A 21107-nucleotide genomic window follows, 5' to 3' on the forward strand; every position below is an offset into this window, starting at 1 on the left:
CGGGAGCTTAGCAGGTACGGGCGAAGGCTACTTGCCGAGCGCAGCGGAGCCGGCGGGCTCGGGCGGGCGGGCGCCGGGCAGGCGGAGGATGCCCTGTACGAGGAGCACGCCGGCGAGAATGACGCCGAGGCCGGCAACGAGGTTCCAGCTGATGGCCTCGCTGAGGAAGGCCCAGCCGAAGAGGACACCCCACGGCGGGATGAGGTAGGTCACGAGGGTGGAGCGGACGGCGCCGATCTGCTGGATGAGGCCCATGTAGGCGATCACGGCGAGGCCGGAGCCAAGGATGCCGAGGGCCGCGGCCGAGGCGAGGACATGTGGGGCCCAGTCGACGCCGGCGAAGGCGCCCGTCGCTGCTGCTGCAGGGAAGAGGACGGCTGCCGCAGCAGCCACCTGGCCGAAGGCGATGACGGCCGGCGAGAGGTGGCCGAGGGCGCGGCGGATGGCGATGGCGGACGCGGCGTAGCTGAGGGTAGAGGCGAGGACGAGGGCCACGCCGGCGGCATCGCTGGAGAGGTGCATAAGGGATGCCGGGCCGGCCAGGATGACGATGCCGGAGAAGCCGAGGACGAGGCCGACGCCCTTCGCGCGGTTGACGCGCTCCTCGCGGAGGAAGGCGACAGCGAGGACAGCGGCCCAGAGCGGGGCAGTGGAGTTGGCGATCGAGGCCATGCCGCTCGAAATGTGGTGCTCGGCGAGGGCGATGAGGGTCCAGGGGACGGCGAAGTTGGTGATGCCGAGCGCGGCAAGGAGCGCGGCATCGCGCGGGGCGGGCCGCGCCCGGCGCACGGCAGCGGCCGCAAAGGGGGCGAGCGCGGCAGCGCCGAGGAGGGTCCGGACGCTGGCGACGCCGAGCGGATCGAGGCCGGCATCGAGCTGGACCTTGATGAACAGGAAGGAGGCGCCCCAGACGACGGAGAGGACGAACAGGGTGAGGATGTGGCGGTTAGTCATACGCGGAACGGGGTGGATCCAGCGTAGAGTGCCGGAGCGGCGCGGGACAGGGCCGCGTTCAGGCGAGGTTCCGCTGCAGGTGGTCGGTTTCGCGGAGGAGCTCGAGCCAGTCGGCCGGGGCGAGGGGCGGGCCGGTGAACCCGGGACAGCCGTCGTGGCCAAGGAGGAGGGGAACGACCGGCCCCGCGACGGCGGCAGCGGCGAGCGGGGGCGGGGCTTCGTACACGGGGCGCTCCGTTGCGCTGTTCCAGTAGATGACGAAGTGGGGGTAGAGGCGGCAGGCGGTGGGGCGTGCCTCGTAGACGCCGCAGTGGTGCGCGGGCTGGAGAAAGCGGCAGCGGCCCTCGTCGCGGGCGAGGAGGTAGGGCTGGGCGAGCGGGAGGCGGACCGGCTGGCCCTCTTCGAGCTCGAGGAACTGGACGGGCTGGAGGCCGGTGGTGCGGGCGAAGTGGTCGACGTCGCGGTCGTGCATGGCGACGGAAAAGACACGGCAGCAGGCGGCCTCGCAGGCGTCAGTCTTGCAGATAAAGGCGGGCGAACCGGGCAGGATGAGGTGGTAGGCCCGGAATCGGGGGGCGGCAGCCTGCCAGGCGGCGCGCATGCGGGATGCGAGGGCGGCGGGGTCGATGTCCGGGGCGGGCACGGATCGATGGTACGCCGGGCGGGAGCATGGCGCGGGGGTTTGCCCGTGGGGGCGCGCGGCCGTATCCTTTCCGCTTCGCCGGGCGGGTAGAAAGCGACGGAAGATGACGAACGAGACAACGCACGACGAGATGACGCCCGAGGAACGGGCGAAGCTGAAGAAGCAGCTGACAGACCAGGCGGTGAAGCTTGCAGTGAACGGCCGATGGCAGGAGGCCGTGCAGGTGAACCGGGAGTACATCCGGCTCTTCCCGAACGAGGCGGAGGGGTACAACCGCCTCGGCAAGGCGCTGAGCGAGCTGGGACAGGTGCAGGACGCGCTGGATGCGTACCAGAAGGCGCTGGACCTCGATTCCACCAACCTGATCGCCAAGCGGAACATCGACCGGCTGTCCGCGCTGCGGGACCGGCCGGTGGATGCACCGCCGACGCAGGTGGACACGCGGCTGTTCGTCGAAGAGACGGGGAGCGCGGCGGTCGCTTCGCTGCAGGCGGTGGACCCGAAGGTGGCTGCGGTGCTGGACGCGGGCGACATCGTGCAGCTGGAGGTGCAGGGGAACGCGGTGAACGTGCTGACCGTGCGCGGCGAGTACGTGGGGATGATCGAGCCGCGCATCGGGCTGCGCCTTGCGCGAATGATGAAGGCCGGGAACCGGTACAGCGCGGCGATGGTAAGCACCGGGGAGCACCCGAAGGTCATCCTGCGGGAGACGTTCAAGCACCCGTCGATGATTGACAAGGTGAGCTTCCCGCAGTCGCGCATTTCGGACATCCGGGCGTACACGCGGCGGGGGTTGCTGCGGCGGGACGAGGACGAGGAGTGGGGCTACGACGAGGACGAGGAGGTCGAAGACGAGGCGGAGACCGGCTGGAGCGAGACCGGCGAGGACCTCGAGACGACCCCGGACGTCGATGTCGAGAGCGACGACGAGGCGGAGTTCGAGTAAGCTGCCGGCGCGGGGCGGGTAGGTCGGCACGCAGCTGCGAGCATCGAAGGGAGCAAGCGCATGATTTCGAAGCAGGAACTTGCGGACGGCATCCGGTTTGCGGGGCGGCGTGCGGCAGCCGCTGCCGAGCGGACGAAGGACTGGGACTACCAGCTCGGCCACCAGTGGACGAGCGGCGACGCGTACCGGCACATCGCGGCGGTGTCGGGCGGGGCCCCAGGGCTCTACCCGCTGCTGGATGCGGGGGTGCTTTCGGGAATCGGCGCGGAGCGGATTGCGCAGAACAATGCGGCTGCGATTGAGGGGCTGAAGGGGAAGAGCCGGGAGGAGATCATCCAGGCGATTCTCGACGGCCACGAGGCATCGGCGAAGTTTGTGGAGACGCTGGACGAGGCGGACCTGGCGAAGGTGGTGAAGCTGGGCGGCTACGAGATGGAGAAGGCGGAGATCGTGGCCCAGATCTGGATTCACCACACGATTGCGCACGCCTACGAGGCGAGCGCGCGCTGGCCCATCACCTAGCTGCCTCGCCGGGGGGCCATCCGGGACCTGCACCGGGACCGTTCGCACCACGCATGTGCCGGCGGGCGGGGTAGACTGCGCGCATCGCAACGAACGAGGAGTGCACGCATGCAGGTTTCACCCGTGCCGACGCTGGACCCGGAGACGAACCGGATCCGGGAGGCGACGGCGAACATCGTCAACCGGTACATCATCCCGAACGAGGACCGGCTGGGGGACTACCGGAACCCGGAGACACAGCGGCTCCGGCATGAGATCCAGGAGCACGTGAAGGCGGCAGGTCTGTGGGCGCCGCACCTGCCGAAGGAGTACGGCGGGATGGGCATCGGGTTCATGAAGCACGCCTACATGAACGAGATCCTGGCGTGGAGCCCGTATTCGAACCCGCTGTTCGGCGTGGTGGCGCCGGATTCGGGCAACCAGACGATCCTGCTGAAGTACGGGACGGAGGAGCAGAAAAAGAAGTGGCTGGAGCCGCTCATCCGGGGCGAAATCCGGTCGTGCTTCTCGATGACGGAACCGGACGCGCCGGGTTCGGACCCGTACGCCATCCAGACGCGGGCGGTGCGCGACGGCGACGAGTGGGTCATCAACGGGCGGAAGTGGTTCACGACGGGCGCGGACGGGGCAGCATTTGCGATCGTGATGTGCCGGACCGAGGAGCCGGACGGGCAGGGCGGCCAGAAGGAGAAGATGACCCAGATCATTGTGCCGACGGACACGCCGGGCTTCCGCATCGTGCGGAAGATCAAGGTGTGGGGGATGGAGTCGAATCACTGTGAGATCGAGTACCGGAACGTGCGGGTGCCGGTGACGAACCAGCTCGGGCGGACGGGCAGCGGCCACCAGGCGGCGCAGGACCGGCTGGGCGCCGGCCGGGTGTTCCACTGCATGAACAGCGTGGGGCAGATGTGGCGGGCGTTCGACCTGATGGTGCGGCGGTCGATGGAGCGGGAGGTCCGCGGAGGGAAGCTGGAGACGAAGCAGTTCATCCAGGGGTTCATCGCGGACTCGTACATCGACATCGTGACGGCGCGACTGATGACCATTCACACCGCGGAGGTCATCGACAGCGGGCTCGACCCGCGGACGCTGATTTCGGCGCTGAAGGTCTACGTGCCGGCGGCGCACGAACGGGTGGTCGACCGGGCGATCCAGGTGCACGGCGCGATGGGGGTGAGCGGGGATACGCCGCTGGCCGGGATGTACACGGGGGCGCGCACGCTGCGGATTGCGGACGGGCCGGACGAGGTGCACCGGATCCTGATCGCGAAGAACGTGCTGAAGGTGTACCACGACGGGGCGAGCTGGGACTTCGGCGTGGCCTGAGGCGCGGCAGCGGCCTAAGCCGAGGCCGGTCCCGTGCCAGCTGCGGGGCCGGCCAAGGCGGTCAGCCGTCGCCGGGTTCGAAAACGTAGGCGCAGACGGGGTCGCCGGCGGGCTGCCAGGCGGTGCGGCGGAGCGGCGTCCTCTTGACGGCAGCGGCGAGGCAGCGCTGCTCGACCTCGCAGAGCAGCGGGTTGGCGGCTGCCGCCTCGGCGACCGGGCAGTGGTGGAGGACCAGCCGGGTTTCGCCGGGGCGCTCCTCGACCTCGGGCATGTAGCCGGCCCCTTCGAAGACGGCGACGACGCCGCGGAGGGGCGACACGCGGGACTCGCGCTCGAGCGTGGCGCGGTAGGTATCGATGACGCGGGCCTCGAGGCGTTCGAGGATGCGTTCGCGGGTTTCGACGGGCTCGGCGGCGACGGCGTCGAGGAGGTAGGCGAGCGCCTCGTGGTGCAGCCTGGGGAAGAGGGCATCGCCGCGGGGGGTGAGGAGGTAGCGGTGGCGGGGCCGGCCGGGGCCGCGGCGCTCGGGCTCATGGTCGATGAGGCCCTGCGCTTCGAGGGTCTGGAGGTGCTGGCGAGCGGCGCCGACGGAGAGGAAGCAGTGGGCCGCGACCACTTCGGCCGTCGCCGAGTGGAGGCGCTTAAGGGCGACGAGGATGGCCCGGCGGGTTGGGTCGAGGAGGTCGAGGCAGGACTGGGGCATCTCGATGTTATCGTAAACCAGACGGCGGGGTCTCGTGTGCGGACTGCGCGCCGACCGCACCGGCCGAGGATGTCGCCCGTCCGTGCACCGGAGCGCCGCCCGTCCAGGGGCTGGCGGGAAAGATACGGGGCTGCGAGGCCATGCGATCATCCGGCGGCGCCTGTTCCGTCTTTCGCAATAATTCTCATTGAATTCATAAGAAACCGGGAGGCACGGGGGCCGGGCGCCGGTGCCAGAATGGGCAGGTATGGACGGCGGGCTGAAGGGCCGGGTGCTGGCGGTCTGCCGGGAGGCGGGCTTCCCGCTGGCGGGGGTGGCGCGGGCCGCGCCGGCGGGAGGAGCGCGCGCGGCGGCGGAGCGCGCGCTCGCGGCAGGGCTGTTCGGGGAGATGCGGTGGATGGACGCCGACTGGGTTGCACGGGCGACGGACCCGGGGCGGTTCCTCGCGGGGGCGAAGAGCCTCGTGGTGGTTGCGCTGCCGGCGCACGCTCCTGACCCGCCGCGGCCGGCGGACGGCCGGGCGCGCGGGCTCGTGGCGCGGTACGCGCGGGGGCGGGATTACCACCGGGTGTTCGAGGCGCGGCTGCGGAAGGCGGTGCGCCGGCTGCGGGAGAAGTTCGGGGCAGAGGCGCGGGCGACCGTGGATTACGGGCCGCTGCTGGAGCGGCCGTATGCCGCGGCAGCGGGGCTGGGCTGGATAGGGAAATCGACGATGCTGCTTGCGCCGGGGTTCGGGCCGTGGGTGCTGCTGGGGGTGATCGCGACGACGCTGGAGCTGGAGCCGGACCCGCCCCTGCGGAAGAGCTGCGGGAGCTGCCGGCGGTGCATCGTCGCGTGCCCGACGGGCGCGATCGCGCCGGACGGCGGCGTGGTGGATGCGCGGCGGTGCATCAGCTACCTGACGATTGAGCACCGGGGCGTCATCCCGCGGGAGCTGCGGGCGGCGATGGGGGCGCGGGTGTTCGGCTGCGACGACTGCCTCGATGCGTGCCCGGTGGGGGCGAACCGGTGGGAGGCCGACCCGGAGCTGCAGGCGGCGTCGGCCGAGCGGGCGTGGCCGGAGCTGGCGTCGTTCCTGGCGATGGACCAGGAAGCGTTCGCGGCGGCGTACCGGGGGACGGCGCTGATGCGGGCGAAGCGGGACGGGATGGCGCGAAATGCGTGCATCGCACTGGGGAACGCGGGTTCGGCGGAGGATGCGGAGGTGCTCGCCGCGGCGCTGGAGGATTCGTCGCCGCTAGTGCGCGGGCATGCCGCGTGGGCGCTCGGGCGGCTGGCGGCGCGGACCGGGGCGGAGGTGCGGGGACGCCTGGCGGGGCGGCTGGCGGCAGAAGATGATCCGTGGGTGCGCGAGGAGCTGGAGCTGGCGCTGGCGGAGGCTGACGGCCGGGACGCGACGGGGTAGGCTATCGGCGCGAAGTTCGACCCCGGAATCGCGGGGAAAGGAGTGACGAGCATGGGTGAGATGGTGACCTTCCCGGCAAACGGCGGGACCTGCAGCGGATACCTTGCGAAGCCGGCTTCGGGCACGGGCAAGGGCGTGATCGTGATCCAGGAGTGGTGGGGGCTGAACGACAACATCAAGGGAATTGCGGACCGGTTCGCGGCGGAGGGGTTTGTTGCGCTGGCCCCGGACCTGTACCACGGGGTGGTGACAAAGGAGCCGGACGAGGCCGGCAAGCTGCTGATGGCGCTGAACATCCAGCGGGCAGAGGCGGACTTGAAGGGGGCGGTCGCCTATCTGAAGGAGATGACCGGGGGACCGGTGGGGACGGTGGGCTTCTGCATGGGCGGGGCGCTGAGCCTGTTCGCGGCGTGCAACAGCGACGGCGATGTGGGGGCGTGCGTCGACTTTTACGGCGGGCACCCGGCGGTGAAGTACAACTGGGACAACCTGACGGCGCCGGTGCTGGGGATCTGGGCCGAGCACGACGACTTCGTGAACCCGAACATCCCGACCTACAAGGCCGAGCTGGAGAAGCGGAACATCACGCACGAGTTCATCACCTACCCGGGGACGCAGCACGCGTTCTTCAACGACGAGCACCCGGAGCCGCAGTACAACCCGGCGGCGGCGAAGGATGCGTGGGAGAAGACGCTGGCCTGGTTCCGGAAGTACCTGTAACTCCCCGGAGACGCTGGGAGCCCCGGCGGCGCGGCCGGGGCTTTTCGTTTGGCGAAGGAGCTTTGCGCCATGGGCATGCTGGACGGAAAAGTGGCGATTGTCACGGGCGGCGCCTCGGGCATTGGAAAGGCGATCGTGGAGGCGTTCGTGCGGGAGGGGGCGCGGGTGATCGTCGGGGACGTGGACGCGGCGGGCATCGGCCGGGTCATCGGAGAGCTGGGCCACAACCAGGTCGACGGCGCGGAGGTCGACGTGCGGGACGAGGGCGCGGTCGAGCGGATGGTCGGGCAGGCGGTCCGGCGGTTCGGGCGGCTGGACATTGCCGTGAACAACGCGGGGGTCGGGGGGTTCGCGCCGATCCAGGCGTACCCGCTGGAGGAGTGGGAGCGGGTCATCGGGATTTCGCTGACGGGGACGTTCCTGTGCATCAAGCACGAGGCGGCGCGGATGATGGCGCAGGGGCGGGGCGGGAGCATCATCAATATCGCGAGCCTGAACGCGATCCAGCCGGCGGAGGGGTTCGCGGCGTACTGCGCGGCAAAGGCAGGGGTGGCGATGCTGACCAAGGTGGCCGCGCTGGAGCTGGGCCGGCACGGCATCCGGGTGAACGCCATCGGCCCGGGGCTCATCCACACCCCGGCGACCGCGCCGATGACTGCGGTGCCGGGAGTGGAGGCGGCGTTCATCGCGGAGACGGCGCTGGGGCGCGCGGGCGAACCGGAGGATGTGGCGGGGCTGGCGCTCTACCTGGCCTCGGATGTCTCCTCGCTGATGACGGGGCAGACGCTGTACATCGACGGCGGCGCGAGCCTGAAGAAGTACCCGGAGCTGTTCTCGTTCGTCGGCGGGTCCGGGTCAGGTGCGGGGTGAGGGCTGGCCTTCCCCGGGCTTTCCGGGCTGGCCAGGCCGGCCGCCGGAACCGTCCCGCCTGAAGACGCGGTCGACGAGCTGCATCCACTCCTGGTGGGCGACCTCCCAGGGGAAGTCGGGGTCGTCGGTGTGGGGCGGGTCGTAGCGGACCTGGTCCCAGTAGGCGTCGCGGGGGAAAGGCTGGGCGAACTGGCGGGCGAGGTCGCGGGCTTCGGGGGAGAGTTCGACCACATCGACGGGCTCGGCCGCAGCCGGGGGAGGGTAGCGTACGAGGGCGCTGCCGTTGCCGGGGAGGAACGGACGGTAGGCAGCGGCGCCGAGGAGGCCGGAGACCGGTCGCGTGTCCATCGAGAAGCCCCCGCAGCTGCGCGGCGGCGCAGATGCTCTACTCAGGTTTTCGCCCTAGGGAAAAACCCGCACGGGGGCAGTTCCGGGAAGGGAGGGTTGCGGGGAGGGGTCAGGGGCGGGCGACGTACTCGAGGAGCTGCATGGCGAGGCCGCCGAGCTCCGCTGCAGGGATGGCCGTGCGGATGGTGCCGGGAATGACGCCGGGCTCGGGCGGCGGGCAGGTGAAGCCGCGCTCGCGGGCGAGCGCAGCGGCGACCTCGAGGGGGCCTTCGACCTCCCAGGCGGCAACCGGGAGGAGCGCCGGGGAACGGCCTGCGAGCGGGCTCCCGGGGCCGGCCGGCGCGAGGAGTTCCAGGATGGCATCGCCGCAGCGCAGCTGGCGGATGACGAGCGCCGGCGTGGTGATCTCGCCGACGGCCTGGAGCCCGAGGAGGTCGACCCAGGTGCGGGTTGCGGCCTCGAGGTCGGGCGCGAGGACGGCGAGGTGGTCGAGACGGCGCAAGGGGAAGGTGTGCTCGAAGCGGCCAAGGGCGCGGGAGCGGGCGTAGCGGGCCTCGAAGCCACCGGGGTAGCTGACCAGGAGGAGCGGGAACGGGATGAACGGCAGGCCGCGTACGACGGCGGCGTCGACGAGGAGGCGACCGTCGTCGGCGCGGACGGCAGAGCGGTCGATTTCGGCGCCGGCGGCGGACAGGCGGACGAGGGCAGCGTCGAGGTCGGCGGCGGCGAAGGCGACGGAGGCGAGGCCGCCGCCGCGTTCGAGGGTTTCGCGGTAGTGGCGGCGGGCGGGCGGCAGGAGGGCGGGGTCCTCGATGGCGAGGAGCTCGAGGTAGACGAAGCGGGCGGCATCGGGCCCGATGAAGGCAGCGCGGTTGGCGGTGCCGAGGCCGGCGTGCGCGGTGCGCGCGGTAAGGACGAGGCCGAGGCGCTCGAAGGCGGCAGCGGCGGCGTTGGGGTCGGCAACGGGCAGGATGAGGTGGTCGATGCGGGTGAGCACCGGTGGAGTGTAGCGGGCCGGGTTGGTCCGATGGGGGCGGCCGGGGGAAACTGAAACGACGGTTGCGCGTTTTGTGCTATCGGTGGAGGTGCGATGACCCGGCCTGCGAGCGCACGGACTGCGGTGACGGCGGCCCTGACCGGGGACCCGCTCTGGTACAAGGACGCGGTGATCTATGAACTGCACGTACGGGCGTTCCACGACGGGAACGGCGACGGCATCGGCGACTTCCCGGGGCTGACGCAGAAGCTGGACTACCTGCAGGAGCTGGGGGTGACGGCGATCTGGCTCCTGCCGTTCTATGAGTCGCCGCTCCGGGACGACGGGTACGACATCGCCGATTACCGGAAGATTCACCCGGCGTACGGGACGCTGCGCGACTTCAAGGACTTCCTGCGGGAGGCGCATGCGCGGGGGCTGCGGGTGATTACGGAGCTGGTGATCAACCACACGAGCGACCAGCACCCGTGGTTCCAGCGAGCGCGGCGGGCGCCGAAGGGGAGCGTCTACCGGAACTACTACGTCTGGAGCGACACGGCGACGGAGTACGCGGACGCCCGGATCATCTTCAAGGATTTCGAGCGTTCGAACTGGACGTGGGACCCGGTCGCCGGGCAGTACTACTGGCACCGGTTCTATTCGCACCAGCCGGATTTGAACTTCGAGAACCCGCGGGTGCGGCGGGAGATTTTCGACGTGGCGGACTTTTGGCTGGAGCTGGGGGTCGACGGGTTCCGGCTGGACGCGGTGCCGTACCTGTTCGAGGCGGAGGGGACAAGCTGCGAGAACCTGCCTCAGACGCACGCGTTCCTGAAGGAGCTGCGGGCGCATGTGGACGCGAAGTTCCCGGGGAGGATGCTGCTGGCCGAGGCGAACCAGTGGCCGGAGGACGCGGTGGCGTACTTCGGGGAGGGGGACGAGTGCCACATGGCGTTCCACTTCCCGCTGATGCCGCGGCTGTTCATGTCGGTGCGGATGGAGGACCGGTTCCCGACGACGGAGATCCTGGAGCAGACGCCGCCAATTCCGGAGACGTGCCAGTGGGCGCTCTTTTTGCGGAACCACGACGAGCTGACGCTCGAGATGGTGACGGACGAGGAGCGGGACTACATGTACCGGGTGTACGCGGCCGAGGACCGTGCGCGGGTGAACCTCGGGATCCGGCGTCGGCTGGCGCCGCTGCTGGCGAATAACCGGCGGCTGATCGAGCTGCTGAACGCGCTGCTGTTCTCGCTCAAGGGGACGCCGGTCATTTACTACGGCGACGAGATCGGGATGGGGGACAACATCTACCTCGGCGACCGGGACAGCGTGCGGACGCCGATGCAGTGGAGCGCGGACCGGAATGCGGGGTTTTCGCGGGCGAACCCGCAGAAGCTGTACCTGCCGGTGATCATCGACCCGGAATACCACTACGAGTCGGTGAATGTGGATGCGCAGCAGGCGAACCCGTCGTCGCTGCTGTGGTGGATGCGGCGGCTGATCGGGCTGCGGCGCCGGCACCCGGCGTTTGCACGGGGGCGCCTGCAGTTTGTGGAGTGCGACAACCACCGGGTGCTGGCGTTCGTGCGGGAGTACGAAGGGGAGCGGGTGCTGGTGGTGGCGAACCTTTCGCGGTTTGCGCAGGCGGCGCACCTCTCGCTGGGGGCGTACGCGGGTGCGGAGCCGGTGGAGCTGTTCGGGCACGGCCGGTTCCCTCGGGTTGGAAGCGAGCCGTACTTCCTGTCGCTGGGGCCGCACTCGTTTTTCTGGTTCGAGCTGGCGACGCCGGGGCCGGACGGACGGCCTGAGCCGACGCTGCCGGAGCTGCGGGTGGCCGCGAGTCCGGAGGAGCTGTTCGACGGGCGGCGGGATGCGCTGGACGCCGTGCTCGCGGAGTACGTGCCGGCGCGGAGGTGGTTCGGCGGGCTGACGCGCCGGCCGCGGCGGGTGCGGGTCGTGGACCGGGTGCCGCTGCGGGCGCGAGGGGCGCCGCCGACGGTGTTTGCGGTGGTGCAGGTGGAGTACGAGCAGGGCGAGCCGGACCGGTTCGGGCTGCTGCTTTCGGTGGTGCCGGAGGAGCGCCGGCCCGCGGTGGAGGCAGCGGCAAACTGGGCGGTCGTCGCGCTGGCGGTCTCGGCGGCCGGCGAACGGTGGGCGGTGGTTGACGGGCTGGCGCTGCCGGAGGTGTGCGCGGCGCTCCCGGGGCTGTTCCGGAGCCGGTCACGGCTGGCAGGGGAGCGCGGCGGGCTCGTGTTTGTGCCTGAGCCGGGAGTTCGCCTTAACGGAGTGGAAGGCACGCCGGCGGTCAGCCGGGCGGAGCAGAGCAACACGTCGGTGCATTTCCCGGGTCGGTTCGTGTTCAAGGCGATCCGGAGGATCGAGGCGGGGACGCATCCGCAGGTGGAGCTGGGGGAGCTGCTGGCAAAGACGCGGGCGGCCTCGATGGTGCCGAAGCTCGCAGGGCGGGTGGAGTACGTGCAGGAGGGCGTGCGCCCGGCGGTCGTTGGGATCGTCGAGGTGGCGGTGCCGCACCAGTACGACGGCTGGACATTCGCAACGGGCCAGCTGGAGCGGATGCTCGAGGAGGTGGCGGCAGCGCGGCTGGAGCCGCCCCGGGTGAGCGAGAGCGACCACCCGCTGACCTGCGGGCCGGAACCGGCCGAGCTGGCGGCGTACGCCGGGCCGTGGCTCGAGTTTGCAGGGACGCTGGGCCGGCGGACCGCGGAGCTGCACGCCGCGCTTGCGGGCATCGACCACCCGGACTTCCTGCCGGAGCGGTACACGCCGTTCTACCAGCGGGCGCTGGCCCAGGGGCTGCGGGTGCAGGCGCGCCGGGCGCTACGGGCGCTGCGGCGGTGCATGGACGCGCTGCCGGCGGAGGCGGTCGAGCTGGCGGGGCTGGTGCTGGAAAAAGAGGACGCGTTCGTCGGGCGGCTGCAGCAGGTGGGCACGAGGAAGCTGGAGGGCCTGCGCATCCGGGTGCATGGCGACCTGCACCTCGGGCAGGTCCTGGTGGCGGGGCGGGAGCCGGTGTTCATCGATTTCGAGGGCGAACCGGCGCGGTCGCTGGGGGAGCGGCGGCTGCGGCGTTCGCCGCTGCGGGATGTGGCGGGGATGGTGCGGTCGTTCCACTACGCGAGCCGGGCGGCGCTGCGGGAGGTCATCGAAGGGCACGCGGCGGGCACAGGCACCGACCTCGAGCGGTGGGCGCTGGGCTGGTACCTGTGGACGGCGCGGGCGTACCTCGAGGGGTACCTCGCGGTGGCGCGGGCGAGCGGGCTGCCGGGCGGGAGCCCGGAGGAGCAGCGGTTCCTGCTGGATACGTTCGTGCTAGACAAGGCGTTCTACGAGCTGGCATACGAACTCGACCATCGCCCGGGCTGGGCAGAGATTCCGCTGCGCGGGCTGCTGCTTTCGGCAGCACAGGAGGGACTGTGAGGAAACCTGAGACGGATTCGGCGTTCGGGGATTTTGACCTGCACCTGTTCAACGAGGGGAACCACGCCGGGCTGTACCGGCTGATGGGGGCGCATGTCGTGGCCGGGGGCGTACGGTTTGCGGTCTGGGCGCCGAATGCGAGTGCAGTGGCGGTGGCGGGGGATTTCAACGGGTGGGAGCCGCGGGTGAACGAGCTGCGCTGCCTCGGCCCTTCGGGGGTGTGGGAGGGCGTCGTGCCGGGAGCGAAGGCGGGCGACCGGTACAAGTACGTCATCCGGAACCGGGACACGGGCGAGGAGCTGTGGAAGGCGGACCCGTTCGCGTTCCGGGCGGAGCTTCCGCCGGCGACGGCGTCGGTGGTGGCCGGGCTGGAGTACGCCTGGGGCGACGCGGACTGGATGGCCCGGCGCAGCGAGGTGAACCGGCACGACCGGCCGATCGCCATCTACGAGGTGCACCTGGGGTCGTGGCGGCGCGGCCCGGACGGGGCGATGCTGGGCTACCGGGAGCTTGCGCCGCTGCTGGCGGAGCACGCGGTCCGGCACGGCTTTACGCATGTGGAGCTGATGCCGGTGATGGAGCACCCGTTCTACGGGTCGTGGGGCTACCAGGTGACGGGGTACTTCGCGCCGAGCAGCCGGTGGGGTTCGCCGCAGGACCTGATGTACCTGGTCGACACGCTCCACCAGGCGGGTGTGGGGGTGATCCTGGACTGGGTGCCGTCGCACTTCCCGGATGATGCGTTCGCGCTGGCGCGGTTCGACGGGACGCACCTGTACGAGCACGCGGACCCGCGGCGGGGCTACCACCCGGACTGGGGGAGCCTGGTGTTCAACTACGGGCGGCACGAGGTGCGGTCGTTCCTGCTGAGCAGCGCAATGTTCTGGCTGGACGTGTACCACGCCGACGGGCTGCGGGTGGACGCGGTGGCTTCGATGCTCTACCTGGATTATTCGCGGAAGCCAGGGGAATGGGAGCCGAACGTGTTCGGGGGCCGGGAGGACCTGGACGCGATCCGGTTCCTGCGGAAGCTGAACGAGACGGTCTACCTGCTGGCGCCGGGCACGCAGACGGTGGCGGAGGAATCGACGGCGTGGCCGATGGTTTCGCGGCCGACCTCGATGGGCGGGCTGGGGTTCGGCTTCAAGTGGGACATGGGGTGGATGCACGACACACTGCTCTACTTCCGCAATGATCCGGTGCACCGGAAGTACCACCACAACCTGCTGACCTTCCGGGCGCTGTACGGGTTCACGGAGAACTTCGTGCTGGCGCTTTCGCACGACGAGGTGGTGCACGGGAAAGGGTCGCTGCTGGCGAAGATGCCGGGCGATGACTGGCAGAAGTTCGCGAATCTCCGGCTGCTGTTCGCGTACCAGTGGACGCTGCCGGGGAAGAAGCTGCTGTTCATGGGGCAGGAGTTCGGCCAGTGGGCGGAGTGGAACCACGACCGGGAGCTGGACTGGTGGCTGGCGGGCTTCGACCGGCATGAGGGGCTTGCGCGGCTGGTGGCTGACCTGAACCGGCTCTACCGGGAGTACCCGGCGCTACACGCGACGGACCACGACCCGGCGGGGTTCGAATGGATCGAATGTGACAATGCGGACGAAAGCACGCTGGCGTTTTTGCGCCGCTCGCCGGATGGGAAGCGGGAGGTTGCGGTGGCGCTGAACTTCACGCCGGTGCCGCGGGTGAGCCACGTGATCGGAGTGCCGCACGGGGGGACGTGGCGGGAGGTGCTGAACACCGACGCGGCCGAGTACTGGGGGAGCGGGATGGGGAACCTCGGGGGTGTCGAGGCGGAGGCGATGCCGGCGCACGGGAGGCCGTGGTCGCTGCACATTGTGCTGCCGCCGCTGGGCGCGGTGGTGTTCGCGCACGAGGAGGGCTAAGGGGCGGGGCGAAGCGTTGCAGATTGCAACGCAGTGGGCGCGGCCGTAGACTGCCGCGCCATGGCGCAGGGGGCAGCGACAGGCGGCGCAGCCGCGCGGCCGGTCTCGCGCAATCCGTTCAGCGTGCCGCAGTACCGGGCGTGGTGGCTGGCATCGGTTGCTGCGGGCTCCGGGGTGGGCATCCAGGCGGTGACGGTGCCGCTCTTCATCCGCGACCGGGTGGACTCGGAGCGGCTGCCGCTGGCGATTGCGGCGGCGCTCATTTGCCAGACGCTGCCCGGGGCGGCGTTCGCACTCCTGGGCGGGGTGGTGGCAGACCGGGTGGATCGCCGGCGGGTGCTGATCCGTACCTACCTGGTTGCGGCGGCGGTGTCGCTGGTCTACGTGGTGCTGGCAGGCGCGGATGTCCGGTGGGTCTGGCCGGTGTTCATCCTGGCTGCGATCGTGGGTTCGGCGGGCGCGTTCACGAACCCGGCCCGGCAGGCGATGATGCCGCAGATCCTGGACCAGGCGCAGATTCAGAACGGGGCGATTTTCGGGACACTGGCGTTCATGGCGACGCTGCAGTTCGGCGGTCCGACCGCCGGGGGGCTGCTCTCGGACGCGGCCGGGCTGCCGGTCGCGTTCGCGGCCGAGGCGGCGCTGCTTGGGGCGGCAGCGCTGCTGTTCTGGCGTATTGCGACCGACCGGCCGGTTCCGACGGGGCGGAGCGTGCGCGCCGACCTGGCGGCCGGGGTTCGGTACGTGGTGCGGGAGCCGACACTGCGGGGCATCCTGGCGCTCGGGACGGTGCCCGGGGTGCTGATCATGGGGCCGTTCGCGGTAACGGTGGTGCTCATGGTGGGCGCGGAGTTCGGTGCGGCGGACCGGTGGGTGGGGCTGCTGTGGGGATCGTTCGGCGCGGGCATTGTCGCTGGGTCGCTCCTGCTGAGCGTGGTGCGGGTGCCCCGGCGGGGGCTGCTGCTCGCGGGCTCGCTCGTGGGCGGCCCGCTCTTCACCCTCGGCTACGGACTGGCGCCGAACACCGGCACGGCGATGGCGTTCCTGTTCGCGGCGGGCATCGCCGGACCGGCGATTTTCATCAACTTTGCCGTTGCGCTCCTGCAGGAGCATGCGGACCGGGCGATGATGGGCCGGGTGATGAGCATGTACGGCCTGGCATTTACGGCGAGTGTGCCGGTGGGGTACCTGCAGGCGGGTATCCAGGCGAGCCTGTGGGGCCCGCGGCCGACACTGGTGACGAGTACCGCGCTGTGCACGGCGGTCGGCATGGCGGCTGTGCTGTTCCTGCGGCCGGTGACGCGGCTGCGGTGAGCGCCCGGACGGCCGGCCAGGCGAAGCGGGTAGCGGACTTCTCTGCAAAGCAGGTGAACCTGACCTGGCTGTTCCTGCCGACCGAGCGCGACCAGCTGAAGGCTGCGCGGCCGGATGCGAAGTTCGAGGAAACGCAGGGGATCGGCGGGTACATCTACCTCCGGACCGACAAGCCGCCCTTCAACGACAAGCGGGTGCGGCAGGCGATCTACATGGCGCTCAACCGGAAGGCGATCCGGGATGCGATTTCGAAGGGCGAGGGCGTGCCCGAGCAGCTCTACCACGTGGGGTACCCATGGGCGCGCCAGGTGAAGGACCTGCCCCAGGCGAAGTACTGGGAGTACAACCTCGCAGAAGCGAAGAAGCTGCTCGCCGCGGCCATCGGCGAAGGGAAGACCATCGAGACGACGTGGGAGCACGCCGACGCGGCGATCTATACGCAGGCGTACGTGGACACGGCGACGCTGGCGCAGGCGCAGCTGAAGCAGCTGGGGATCAACATCACGGATGTGACGAAGCCGTACGCGCAGTACATCTCCACGACGTACCAGGGGCAGTACGAGGGCATGGGCCACAGCCCGCGGGCCGTGGCCTACTGGCTCGACTTCGTGACGGAGCGGTTCACGATGAAGCCGCAGCGCGGCCGGATCAACCTCTCCTACGTGAATGACCCGAAGCTGGAAGAGCTGATGGACAAGCAGCGCGGGCAGTTCGTGTGGGAGGAGCGGCTGCAGACGGTCCGCCAGATTGAGGAGCACGTGGCGGAGGAGCAGTACGAAATCTACTTCTCGACCGACACGCGCACGTACTTCTGGGATTCGAACATCGAGAACTACCGGCCGACCGCGTGGTTCCCGTACACGCACCTGATGAAGGCCTGGCGCGACGCCTGACGCCTTCCTGGAAGCCAGCCTCTGCCGGGGCGCGCCGAAACGGTGCGCCCCGGTCTCGTTTCCGCGGCGCGGGGGACGGCATTCAGGGGAGGAGGGAGCGGGGGAGGGCGCCCTCGTGTTCGAGGAGTCGGCGCTTCAGGGCGAGACCCCCGGCGAAGCCGTGGAGGGAGCCGTCGGCGGCGACGACGCGGTGGCAGGGGAGCCAGAGCGGCGCGGGGTTGGCGCCGATGATGGCGCCGGCGGCGCGGGCTGCCCCGGACCCGAGTCCGGCCCGGACGGCGAGCCACCCATAGCTCCGGGTTTCGCCAGGGGGAATTTCGCGGAGGGCGAGCAGGACGCGCCGGGAGGCGCCGGGGAGCCCCGCGGGCAGGTCGACGGGAAAGGCGGCGAGGGCCGCGAGGTCGCCGCGGGCGTAGGCCTTGAGGCGGGCGCAGGCCTCGCGGAGGGCGCTGGTTTCGGCTTCGGAGCCGCCGAAGGCGCGCAGCTCGCCGAGCGCGGCCTCGCGCGTGGCGTGGAAGAGCGTGGCGTGGCGGATGCCTTCGGGCGAGAGGGCGACGCCGGCCCAGCCGAGTGCGGTCTCGGCGACGGCGGCGGGAAGTGCGTCAGCCGGGGCGGGCGCGGGGCCTGTCATGGGGCCTGCCGGTTCTTGCGGCCGAAGAGCCGGCCAAGGAGTGCGCTGCGCAGGGAGCGGTAGGACGCGAGGGCTTCGCCGTCGCCGACGCGGTACTGCCCGGGGCGGGCGTAGCGGGATTCCTCGTAGGCCTGGCCGAGGCGTTCGGCGGGTTCTTCGCGCTGGATGGCCCGGCCGAGGCGGCGGGACCATTCGCGGGGGGTTTCGGCTTCGCGGGCGCCGAGGCCGGCCCAACCGGCAAGGCGCTGGGTGTGCGCCCAGAGGCGGGCGCGCTGGTCGAGGCCGGAGAGGCCCCAGTTCCAGGCGACGCGGAGGCCGAGGGCGCCGGCGGCGAGCAGGGAGAGGAGCCCGAGGGGGATGGCGAGGAGGAGCCAGCTGAAGCGGTCGTTGAGGACCGGCTCTTCGGCGAGGGCGTCTTTCACGGGGTTGGAGCCGCCGGTCGGGTCGACGAAGTCGGGACCGAAGAGGTCTTCGAGCGAGGGTTCGACGAAGGGATCGGATGGGACGAGGGGCTGGCTGAGTCCGCCGGCGCCGCCTTCGGGGCGGTCGGAGGTGGGGTTGAATTCGACCCAGCCGTAGGAGGGGAAGAAGACTTCGACCCAGGAGTAGGCGTCGCTCTTGCGGACGGTGTAGAGGGTTTCTTCGCCGGAGCCGGGAGTGAGGACGTAGCCGACCGCGACGCGGCAGGGGATGCCGGCCGTGCGAAGCATGACGCACATGGCGCTCGCCTGGTAGTCGAAGTAGCCGCGCTTCAGTTCGAAGAGGAGGAACTCGACGGCGTCGCGGCCGGGCGGCGGGGCCGGGACAGCCAGATCGTAGGGGAAGGTGCGGAGGTAGGCTTCAATCGCCTTCGCCTGCTGGTACGGGGTGGCGGCACCGGCCTCGGCGATGATGCGGCGGGTTTCGTCACGGACCGACTGGGGGAGGGAACCGGGGAGCTGGAGGTAGCGGTCGGTGACCCACTGGGGATAGGCGGTGCCGGCCGCGTTGAGCTGCTCGGCGGTGGCCCTGGAAATGGAGCCGAAGCTGTTGTAGGTGTCTTCGGCGCCGAGGGCGCGGCGGCTGCGCATCCGCTCAATATCGGCGGCCTGGCCGGGGGCGACGTCGACGCGGGTGTCGACGTTGGCGGCGAGGGGGACCCCGGGCGTGAGGATGGTGCTTTCGGACGAGAGGAGCCTGACGCGGAGGATGGCGACGGTGCGGGCCTGGTAGGCGGCGGACTGGGCATCGACGGCGAGTTCGCGGGCATCGACGCGGGAGGAGTCGCGCGGGCCGGCCTTCCAGCCGGCGCCGGTGTAGACCTCGTAGCTGGTGGCGCGGAGGAGGCCGGGCTCGGCGGCGTTGACTTCGAACAGGCGCTTCGAACCGAGGGTGACATCACCCTGGATGGGGAGGGTGTTGCCGAAGGTGTGGAGGTTGGCGCCGCGGCGAGAGTCGATGTTATGGAAGAGCCGGACGAACTGGTCGGACTGGGAGGTGAACGGCCGGGCGAGGGTGTTGAAGATAGATTCGACGGCCCGGGCCTGGTTTCCGAGGGGGAGCTGCCAGGCGATGACGACGAGTGCGGCCGCGACCACGACGGTGAGCTGGATGAGGCTGACGGAGATGAATTCCGGGTAGTCGATGCCCTCGGCGCGCCAGCGGGCGAGGTGCTTCTGGAGGTGGACGCGGGAGAGGAGGATGATGGCGCCGAAGAGGAAGACGACGAAGTCGCCGGAGGGCTGGCCATCCAGGAAGGAGATGTTGGTGAGGAGGATGAAGCCGCCGGGCAGGAGGGCGAGCCAGGCGTTGTGCCAGCGGAAGAGGCACCAGGCGGCGGCGTAGGCGGCGAGCCAGGCGAGGGCCTGGACGAGGGTGACGAAGGGGAGGTTGTCATTGCTGATGTCACCGGCGCGGACGACGTGGAACCATTCGACCATGCGGACGCGGAAGTCGGCGAGGCGGTCGGCGAGGGTGGGGCCATCGGCGTACGACTGGGCGACCAGGACAACGACGGCGGCGCCGAGCGCGAGGCCGACAGGGTGGATGGCCAGCGCATGGAGGCGGGTCCGGGCGGTGAACATGCCGATGGCGAGGCCGAGGAGGACGGTCGGAATGAAGGGAGGCATGCCCTCGACCCAGTTGGCCTGCTCGAGGGAATGGGCGATGGCGACGAAGGTGATGACAGCGACGGCGAAGGTGAGCCAGTCCTCCCAGCTCATGACGATGCGGGGCAGGTTGATCGCGACCGAGCCTGCCGTGCGGACAGGGGTCCGCTCCAACGAGGGGTTCAGGCCTGCCATGCGCCACCTCCTGCGCCGGCGGGGCCGAGCGCGAGGGAGAGGTCGTCGCCGCGGCGGACGACATAGGTAAGGATATCGGACGCAGTGAGCTGTCCGTAGAGGAGCAGCGGAGAGCGGTCGCTGCCGAAGGAGGAGGGGTCGACCAGGATGACGGCAGCGCGGACGCCGCGCTGGGTGAGCGATTGGATGGCGGTGAGCCAGTGGTCATCGGTGGAGGCGGTGACGATGACGAGGGTGGTGTGGCGGCCGAATCGGCGCTGCTCTTCGAGGAGGAGGGCGCCGAGGGGGGCATCGCCGACGGCGCTGGCGGTGGCGAGGGTTTCGAGGATGCGGGTGAGCTGGTTCTGGCCGCGCTCGGGCTCGAGGATGCGGAGGTCGCGCCCGAACTGCATCAGGCCGGCGGGGCGGTTGGCGACGATGTAGTGGCGGGCGACGCTGGCGGCGATGCGGACGGCATACTCCTCGGTCGAGTCGTCGCCGGAGCCGACGTGGACGCGGCGTTCGAGGTCGAGGATGACCCAGATGTCGGAGGCGGGGTCGAGCTCGAAGGTTTTGACCATGAGCTCGCCGGTGCGGGCGGTGGAGCGCCAGTGGATGCGGTTGAAGGCATCGCCGGGGGCGTATTCGCGGACGCCGGCGGCGTTCGGTGTGATGTAGTGGGTGCGGCGGCGGAAGCGGCCTTCGCCGGGGAGGTTAGCGGGAGGCGCCTGGAAGTGGGGGAGGTCGACGACAGGCGGGTAGACGAGGATTTGCTGGGCTTCGCCGAAGGTGCGGGAGCGGCGGAAGATGCCGAAGGGGTCGACCGCGGTGACGATAAGCGGGCCCCACTCGTAGAGGCCGCGGCGGAGGAGCGGGGTGGTGACGATCCAGTTGCGGGAGCGGCGCGGCGGGATGCTGACAATGCGGCGGGAGCGGTGGCCGGGGAGGCCGGAGGGGTCTTCGACTTCGAGCCAGATTTTCGGGAGGAAGGCAGTGTTGCGCACCTCGATGACCTCGAGAGCCTCCTGGCCGACCTGGGCGCGGGAGGTGCGACGGTCGGCTTCGGCCTGGAGGCTGCGGGTGTTCCACCAGGTGAAGAGCCAGGCAAGCGGCAGGGCGATGGCGATGACGTAGACGAGGCGGAACAGCAGCCAGAAGCCGGTGGCGAAGGCGACGAACATGCAGGCGAGGAGGATGGCGAGGACGAGGGAGAGCGTCCGGCGTTCGGGGGCGAGGACGGCAGCGATGAGGCGCCGCAC

General features: G+C 70.5%; 18 protein-coding genes. 10 read left to right on the forward strand and 8 right to left on the reverse strand.

Going from position 1 to position 21107, the window contains the following annotated elements; translation table 11 throughout:
* Window positions 1–27: 27 nt before the first annotated feature.
* Complete coding sequence (locus Tbon_RS02935) at window positions 28–954, reverse strand: DMT family transporter (RefSeq protein ID WP_158066220.1); 927 nt, start codon at window positions 952–954, stop codon at window positions 28–30.
* A gap of 58 nt (window positions 955–1012) precedes the next feature.
* Window positions 1013–1597 (reverse strand): YkgJ family cysteine cluster protein, encoded by a 585-nt coding sequence (locus Tbon_RS02940; protein ID WP_192498095.1) that lies wholly within the window; start codon window positions 1595–1597, stop codon window positions 1013–1015.
* A gap of 103 nt (window positions 1598–1700) precedes the next feature.
* On the opposite strand from Tbon_RS02940, the gene Tbon_RS02945 reads away from it, so the two are divergent.
* From Tbon_RS02945 to Tbon_RS02955, 3 genes are all read left to right on the forward strand, one after another.
* A complete protein-coding gene (locus Tbon_RS02945; protein ID WP_192498096.1) occupies window positions 1701–2543 on the forward strand; it encodes a tetratricopeptide repeat protein in 843 nt (280 codons plus the stop codon).
* Window positions 2544–2603: 60 nt separating this feature from the next.
* A complete protein-coding gene (locus Tbon_RS02950; RefSeq protein ID WP_158066223.1) occupies window positions 2604–3065 on the forward strand; it encodes a hypothetical protein in 462 nt (153 codons plus the stop codon).
* Window positions 3066–3173: 108 nt separating this feature from the next.
* Window positions 3174–4394 (forward strand): acyl-CoA dehydrogenase family protein, encoded by a 1221-nt coding sequence (locus Tbon_RS02955; RefSeq protein WP_158066224.1) that lies wholly within the window; start codon window positions 3174–3176, stop codon window positions 4392–4394.
* A 61-nt stretch (window positions 4395–4455) separates the two neighbouring features.
* On the opposite strand, the gene Tbon_RS02960 is transcribed toward Tbon_RS02955, so the two are convergent.
* The gene (locus Tbon_RS02960; RefSeq protein WP_192498097.1) at window positions 4456–5097 is read right to left on the reverse strand and encodes a helix-turn-helix transcriptional regulator; all 642 of its coding nucleotides are present in this window, start codon (window positions 5095–5097) and stop codon (window positions 4456–4458) included.
* 247 nt (window positions 5098–5344) lie between these two features.
* On the opposite strand from Tbon_RS02960, the gene queG reads away from it, so the two are divergent.
* The 3 genes from queG (at window position 5345) to Tbon_RS02975 (ending at window position 8092) form a co-directional block, all read left to right on the forward strand.
* Entirely contained in the window at window positions 5345–6502 is a 1158-nt protein-coding gene (gene queG, locus Tbon_RS02965; RefSeq protein ID WP_158066226.1) for a tRNA epoxyqueuosine(34) reductase QueG, read from the forward strand.
* 51 nt (window positions 6503–6553) lie between these two features.
* On the forward strand, window positions 6554–7222 hold the full coding sequence (locus tag Tbon_RS02970) for a dienelactone hydrolase family protein (protein WP_158066227.1): 669 nt from the start codon (window positions 6554–6556) through the stop codon (window positions 7220–7222).
* Window positions 7223–7291: 69 nt separating this feature from the next.
* Entirely contained in the window at window positions 7292–8092 is an 801-nt protein-coding gene (locus Tbon_RS02975; protein WP_158066228.1) for an SDR family NAD(P)-dependent oxidoreductase, read from the forward strand.
* Here the strand turns inward: Tbon_RS02975 and Tbon_RS02980 are convergent.
* Window positions 8078–8440, reverse strand: a complete 363-nt coding sequence (locus tag Tbon_RS02980; RefSeq protein ID WP_158066229.1) for a hypothetical protein — start codon at window positions 8438–8440, stop codon at window positions 8078–8080. The genes Tbon_RS02975 and Tbon_RS02980 overlap by 15 nt on opposite strands.
* A 109-nt stretch (window positions 8441–8549) precedes the next feature.
* Window positions 8550–9437 (reverse strand): VOC family protein, encoded by an 888-nt coding sequence (locus Tbon_RS02985; protein ID WP_192498098.1) that lies wholly within the window; start codon window positions 9435–9437, stop codon window positions 8550–8552.
* Window positions 9438–9530: 93 nt separating this feature from the next.
* On the opposite strand from Tbon_RS02985, the gene treS reads away from it, so the two are divergent.
* From treS to Tbon_RS03005, 4 genes are read left to right on the forward strand one after another with little or no spacing between them, the layout of a single operon-like run.
* A complete protein-coding gene (gene treS / locus Tbon_RS02990) occupies window positions 9531–12857 on the forward strand; it encodes a maltose alpha-D-glucosyltransferase (RefSeq protein ID WP_158066231.1) in 3327 nt (1108 codons plus the stop codon).
* Entirely contained in the window at window positions 12854–14749 is a 1896-nt protein-coding gene (gene glgB, locus Tbon_RS02995; RefSeq protein ID WP_158066232.1) for a 1,4-alpha-glucan branching protein GlgB, read from the forward strand. The genes treS and glgB overlap by 4 nt, the downstream gene beginning before the upstream one ends.
* A gap of 60 nt (window positions 14750–14809) precedes the next feature.
* A complete protein-coding gene (locus Tbon_RS03000; RefSeq protein WP_158066233.1) occupies window positions 14810–16063 on the forward strand; it encodes an MFS transporter in 1254 nt (417 codons plus the stop codon).
* Window positions 16060–16956 carry an ABC transporter substrate-binding protein gene (locus Tbon_RS03005; RefSeq protein ID WP_192498099.1) on the forward strand — a complete coding sequence of 299 codons (897 nt, stop codon included), beginning with the start codon at window positions 16060–16062 and terminating at the stop codon, window positions 16954–16956. Before Tbon_RS03000 ends, Tbon_RS03005 begins: the two co-directional genes overlap by 4 nt.
* Before the next feature lie 82 nt (window positions 16957–17038).
* Here the strand turns inward: Tbon_RS03005 and Tbon_RS03010 are convergent, their stop codons facing one another.
* Genes Tbon_RS03010 through Tbon_RS03020 form a run of 3 tightly spaced genes read right to left on the reverse strand, consistent with a single transcriptional unit; the run spans window position 17039 to window position 21107 of the window.
* Complete coding sequence (locus Tbon_RS03010; protein WP_158066235.1) at window positions 17039–17587, reverse strand: methylated-DNA--[protein]-cysteine S-methyltransferase; 549 nt, start codon at window positions 17585–17587, stop codon at window positions 17039–17041.
* Window positions 17584–19869, reverse strand: coding sequence for a transglutaminase domain-containing protein (locus tag Tbon_RS03015; RefSeq protein ID WP_158066236.1), 2286 nt, complete (start codon window positions 19867–19869; stop codon window positions 17584–17586). Before Tbon_RS03015 ends, Tbon_RS03010 begins: the two co-directional genes overlap by 4 nt.
* Complete coding sequence (locus tag Tbon_RS03020) at window positions 19857–21107, reverse strand: DUF58 domain-containing protein (protein WP_158066237.1); 1251 nt, start codon at window positions 21105–21107, stop codon at window positions 19857–19859. Before Tbon_RS03020 ends, Tbon_RS03015 begins: the two co-directional genes overlap by 13 nt.

This window comes from Tepidiforma bonchosmolovskayae (assembly GCF_008838325.1).
Lineage (GTDB): Bacteria > Chloroflexota > Dehalococcoidia > Tepidiformales > Tepidiformaceae > Tepidiforma > Tepidiforma bonchosmolovskayae.

Excerpts from the sequence above, each read along its gene's own strand:
- Tbon_RS02935 (WP_158066220.1), bottom strand. The coding sequence starts at position 954 with ATGACTAACCGCCACATCCTCACCCTGTTCGTCCTCTCCGTCGTCTGG.
- Tbon_RS02945 (WP_192498096.1), top strand. The coding sequence starts at position 1,701 with ATGACGAACGAGACAACGCACGACGAGATGACGCCCGAGGAACGGGCG.
- Tbon_RS02950 (WP_158066223.1), top strand. The coding sequence starts at position 2,604 with ATGATTTCGAAGCAGGAACTTGCGGACGGCATCCGGTTTGCGGGGCGG.
- Tbon_RS02955 (WP_158066224.1), top strand. The coding sequence starts at position 3,174 with ATGCAGGTTTCACCCGTGCCGACGCTGGACCCGGAGACGAACCGGATC.
- Tbon_RS02960 (WP_192498097.1), bottom strand. The coding sequence starts at position 5,097 with ATGCCCCAGTCCTGCCTCGACCTCCTCGACCCAACCCGCCGGGCCATC.
- queG (WP_158066226.1), top strand. The coding sequence starts at position 5,345 with ATGGACGGCGGGCTGAAGGGCCGGGTGCTGGCGGTCTGCCGGGAGGCG.
- Tbon_RS02970 (WP_158066227.1), top strand. The coding sequence starts at position 6,554 with ATGGGTGAGATGGTGACCTTCCCGGCAAACGGCGGGACCTGCAGCGGA.
- Tbon_RS02975 (WP_158066228.1), top strand. The coding sequence starts at position 7,292 with ATGGGCATGCTGGACGGAAAAGTGGCGATTGTCACGGGCGGCGCCTCG.
- Tbon_RS02980 (WP_158066229.1), bottom strand. The coding sequence starts at position 8,440 with ATGGACACGCGACCGGTCTCCGGCCTCCTCGGCGCCGCTGCCTACCGT.
- treS (WP_158066231.1), top strand. The coding sequence starts at position 9,531 with ATGACCCGGCCTGCGAGCGCACGGACTGCGGTGACGGCGGCCCTGACC.
- Tbon_RS03000 (WP_158066233.1), top strand. The coding sequence starts at position 14,810 with ATGGCGCAGGGGGCAGCGACAGGCGGCGCAGCCGCGCGGCCGGTCTCG.
- Tbon_RS03010 (WP_158066235.1), bottom strand. The coding sequence starts at position 17,587 with ATGACAGGCCCCGCGCCCGCCCCGGCTGACGCACTTCCCGCCGCCGTC.
- Tbon_RS03015 (WP_158066236.1), bottom strand. The coding sequence starts at position 19,869 with ATGGCAGGCCTGAACCCCTCGTTGGAGCGGACCCCTGTCCGCACGGCA.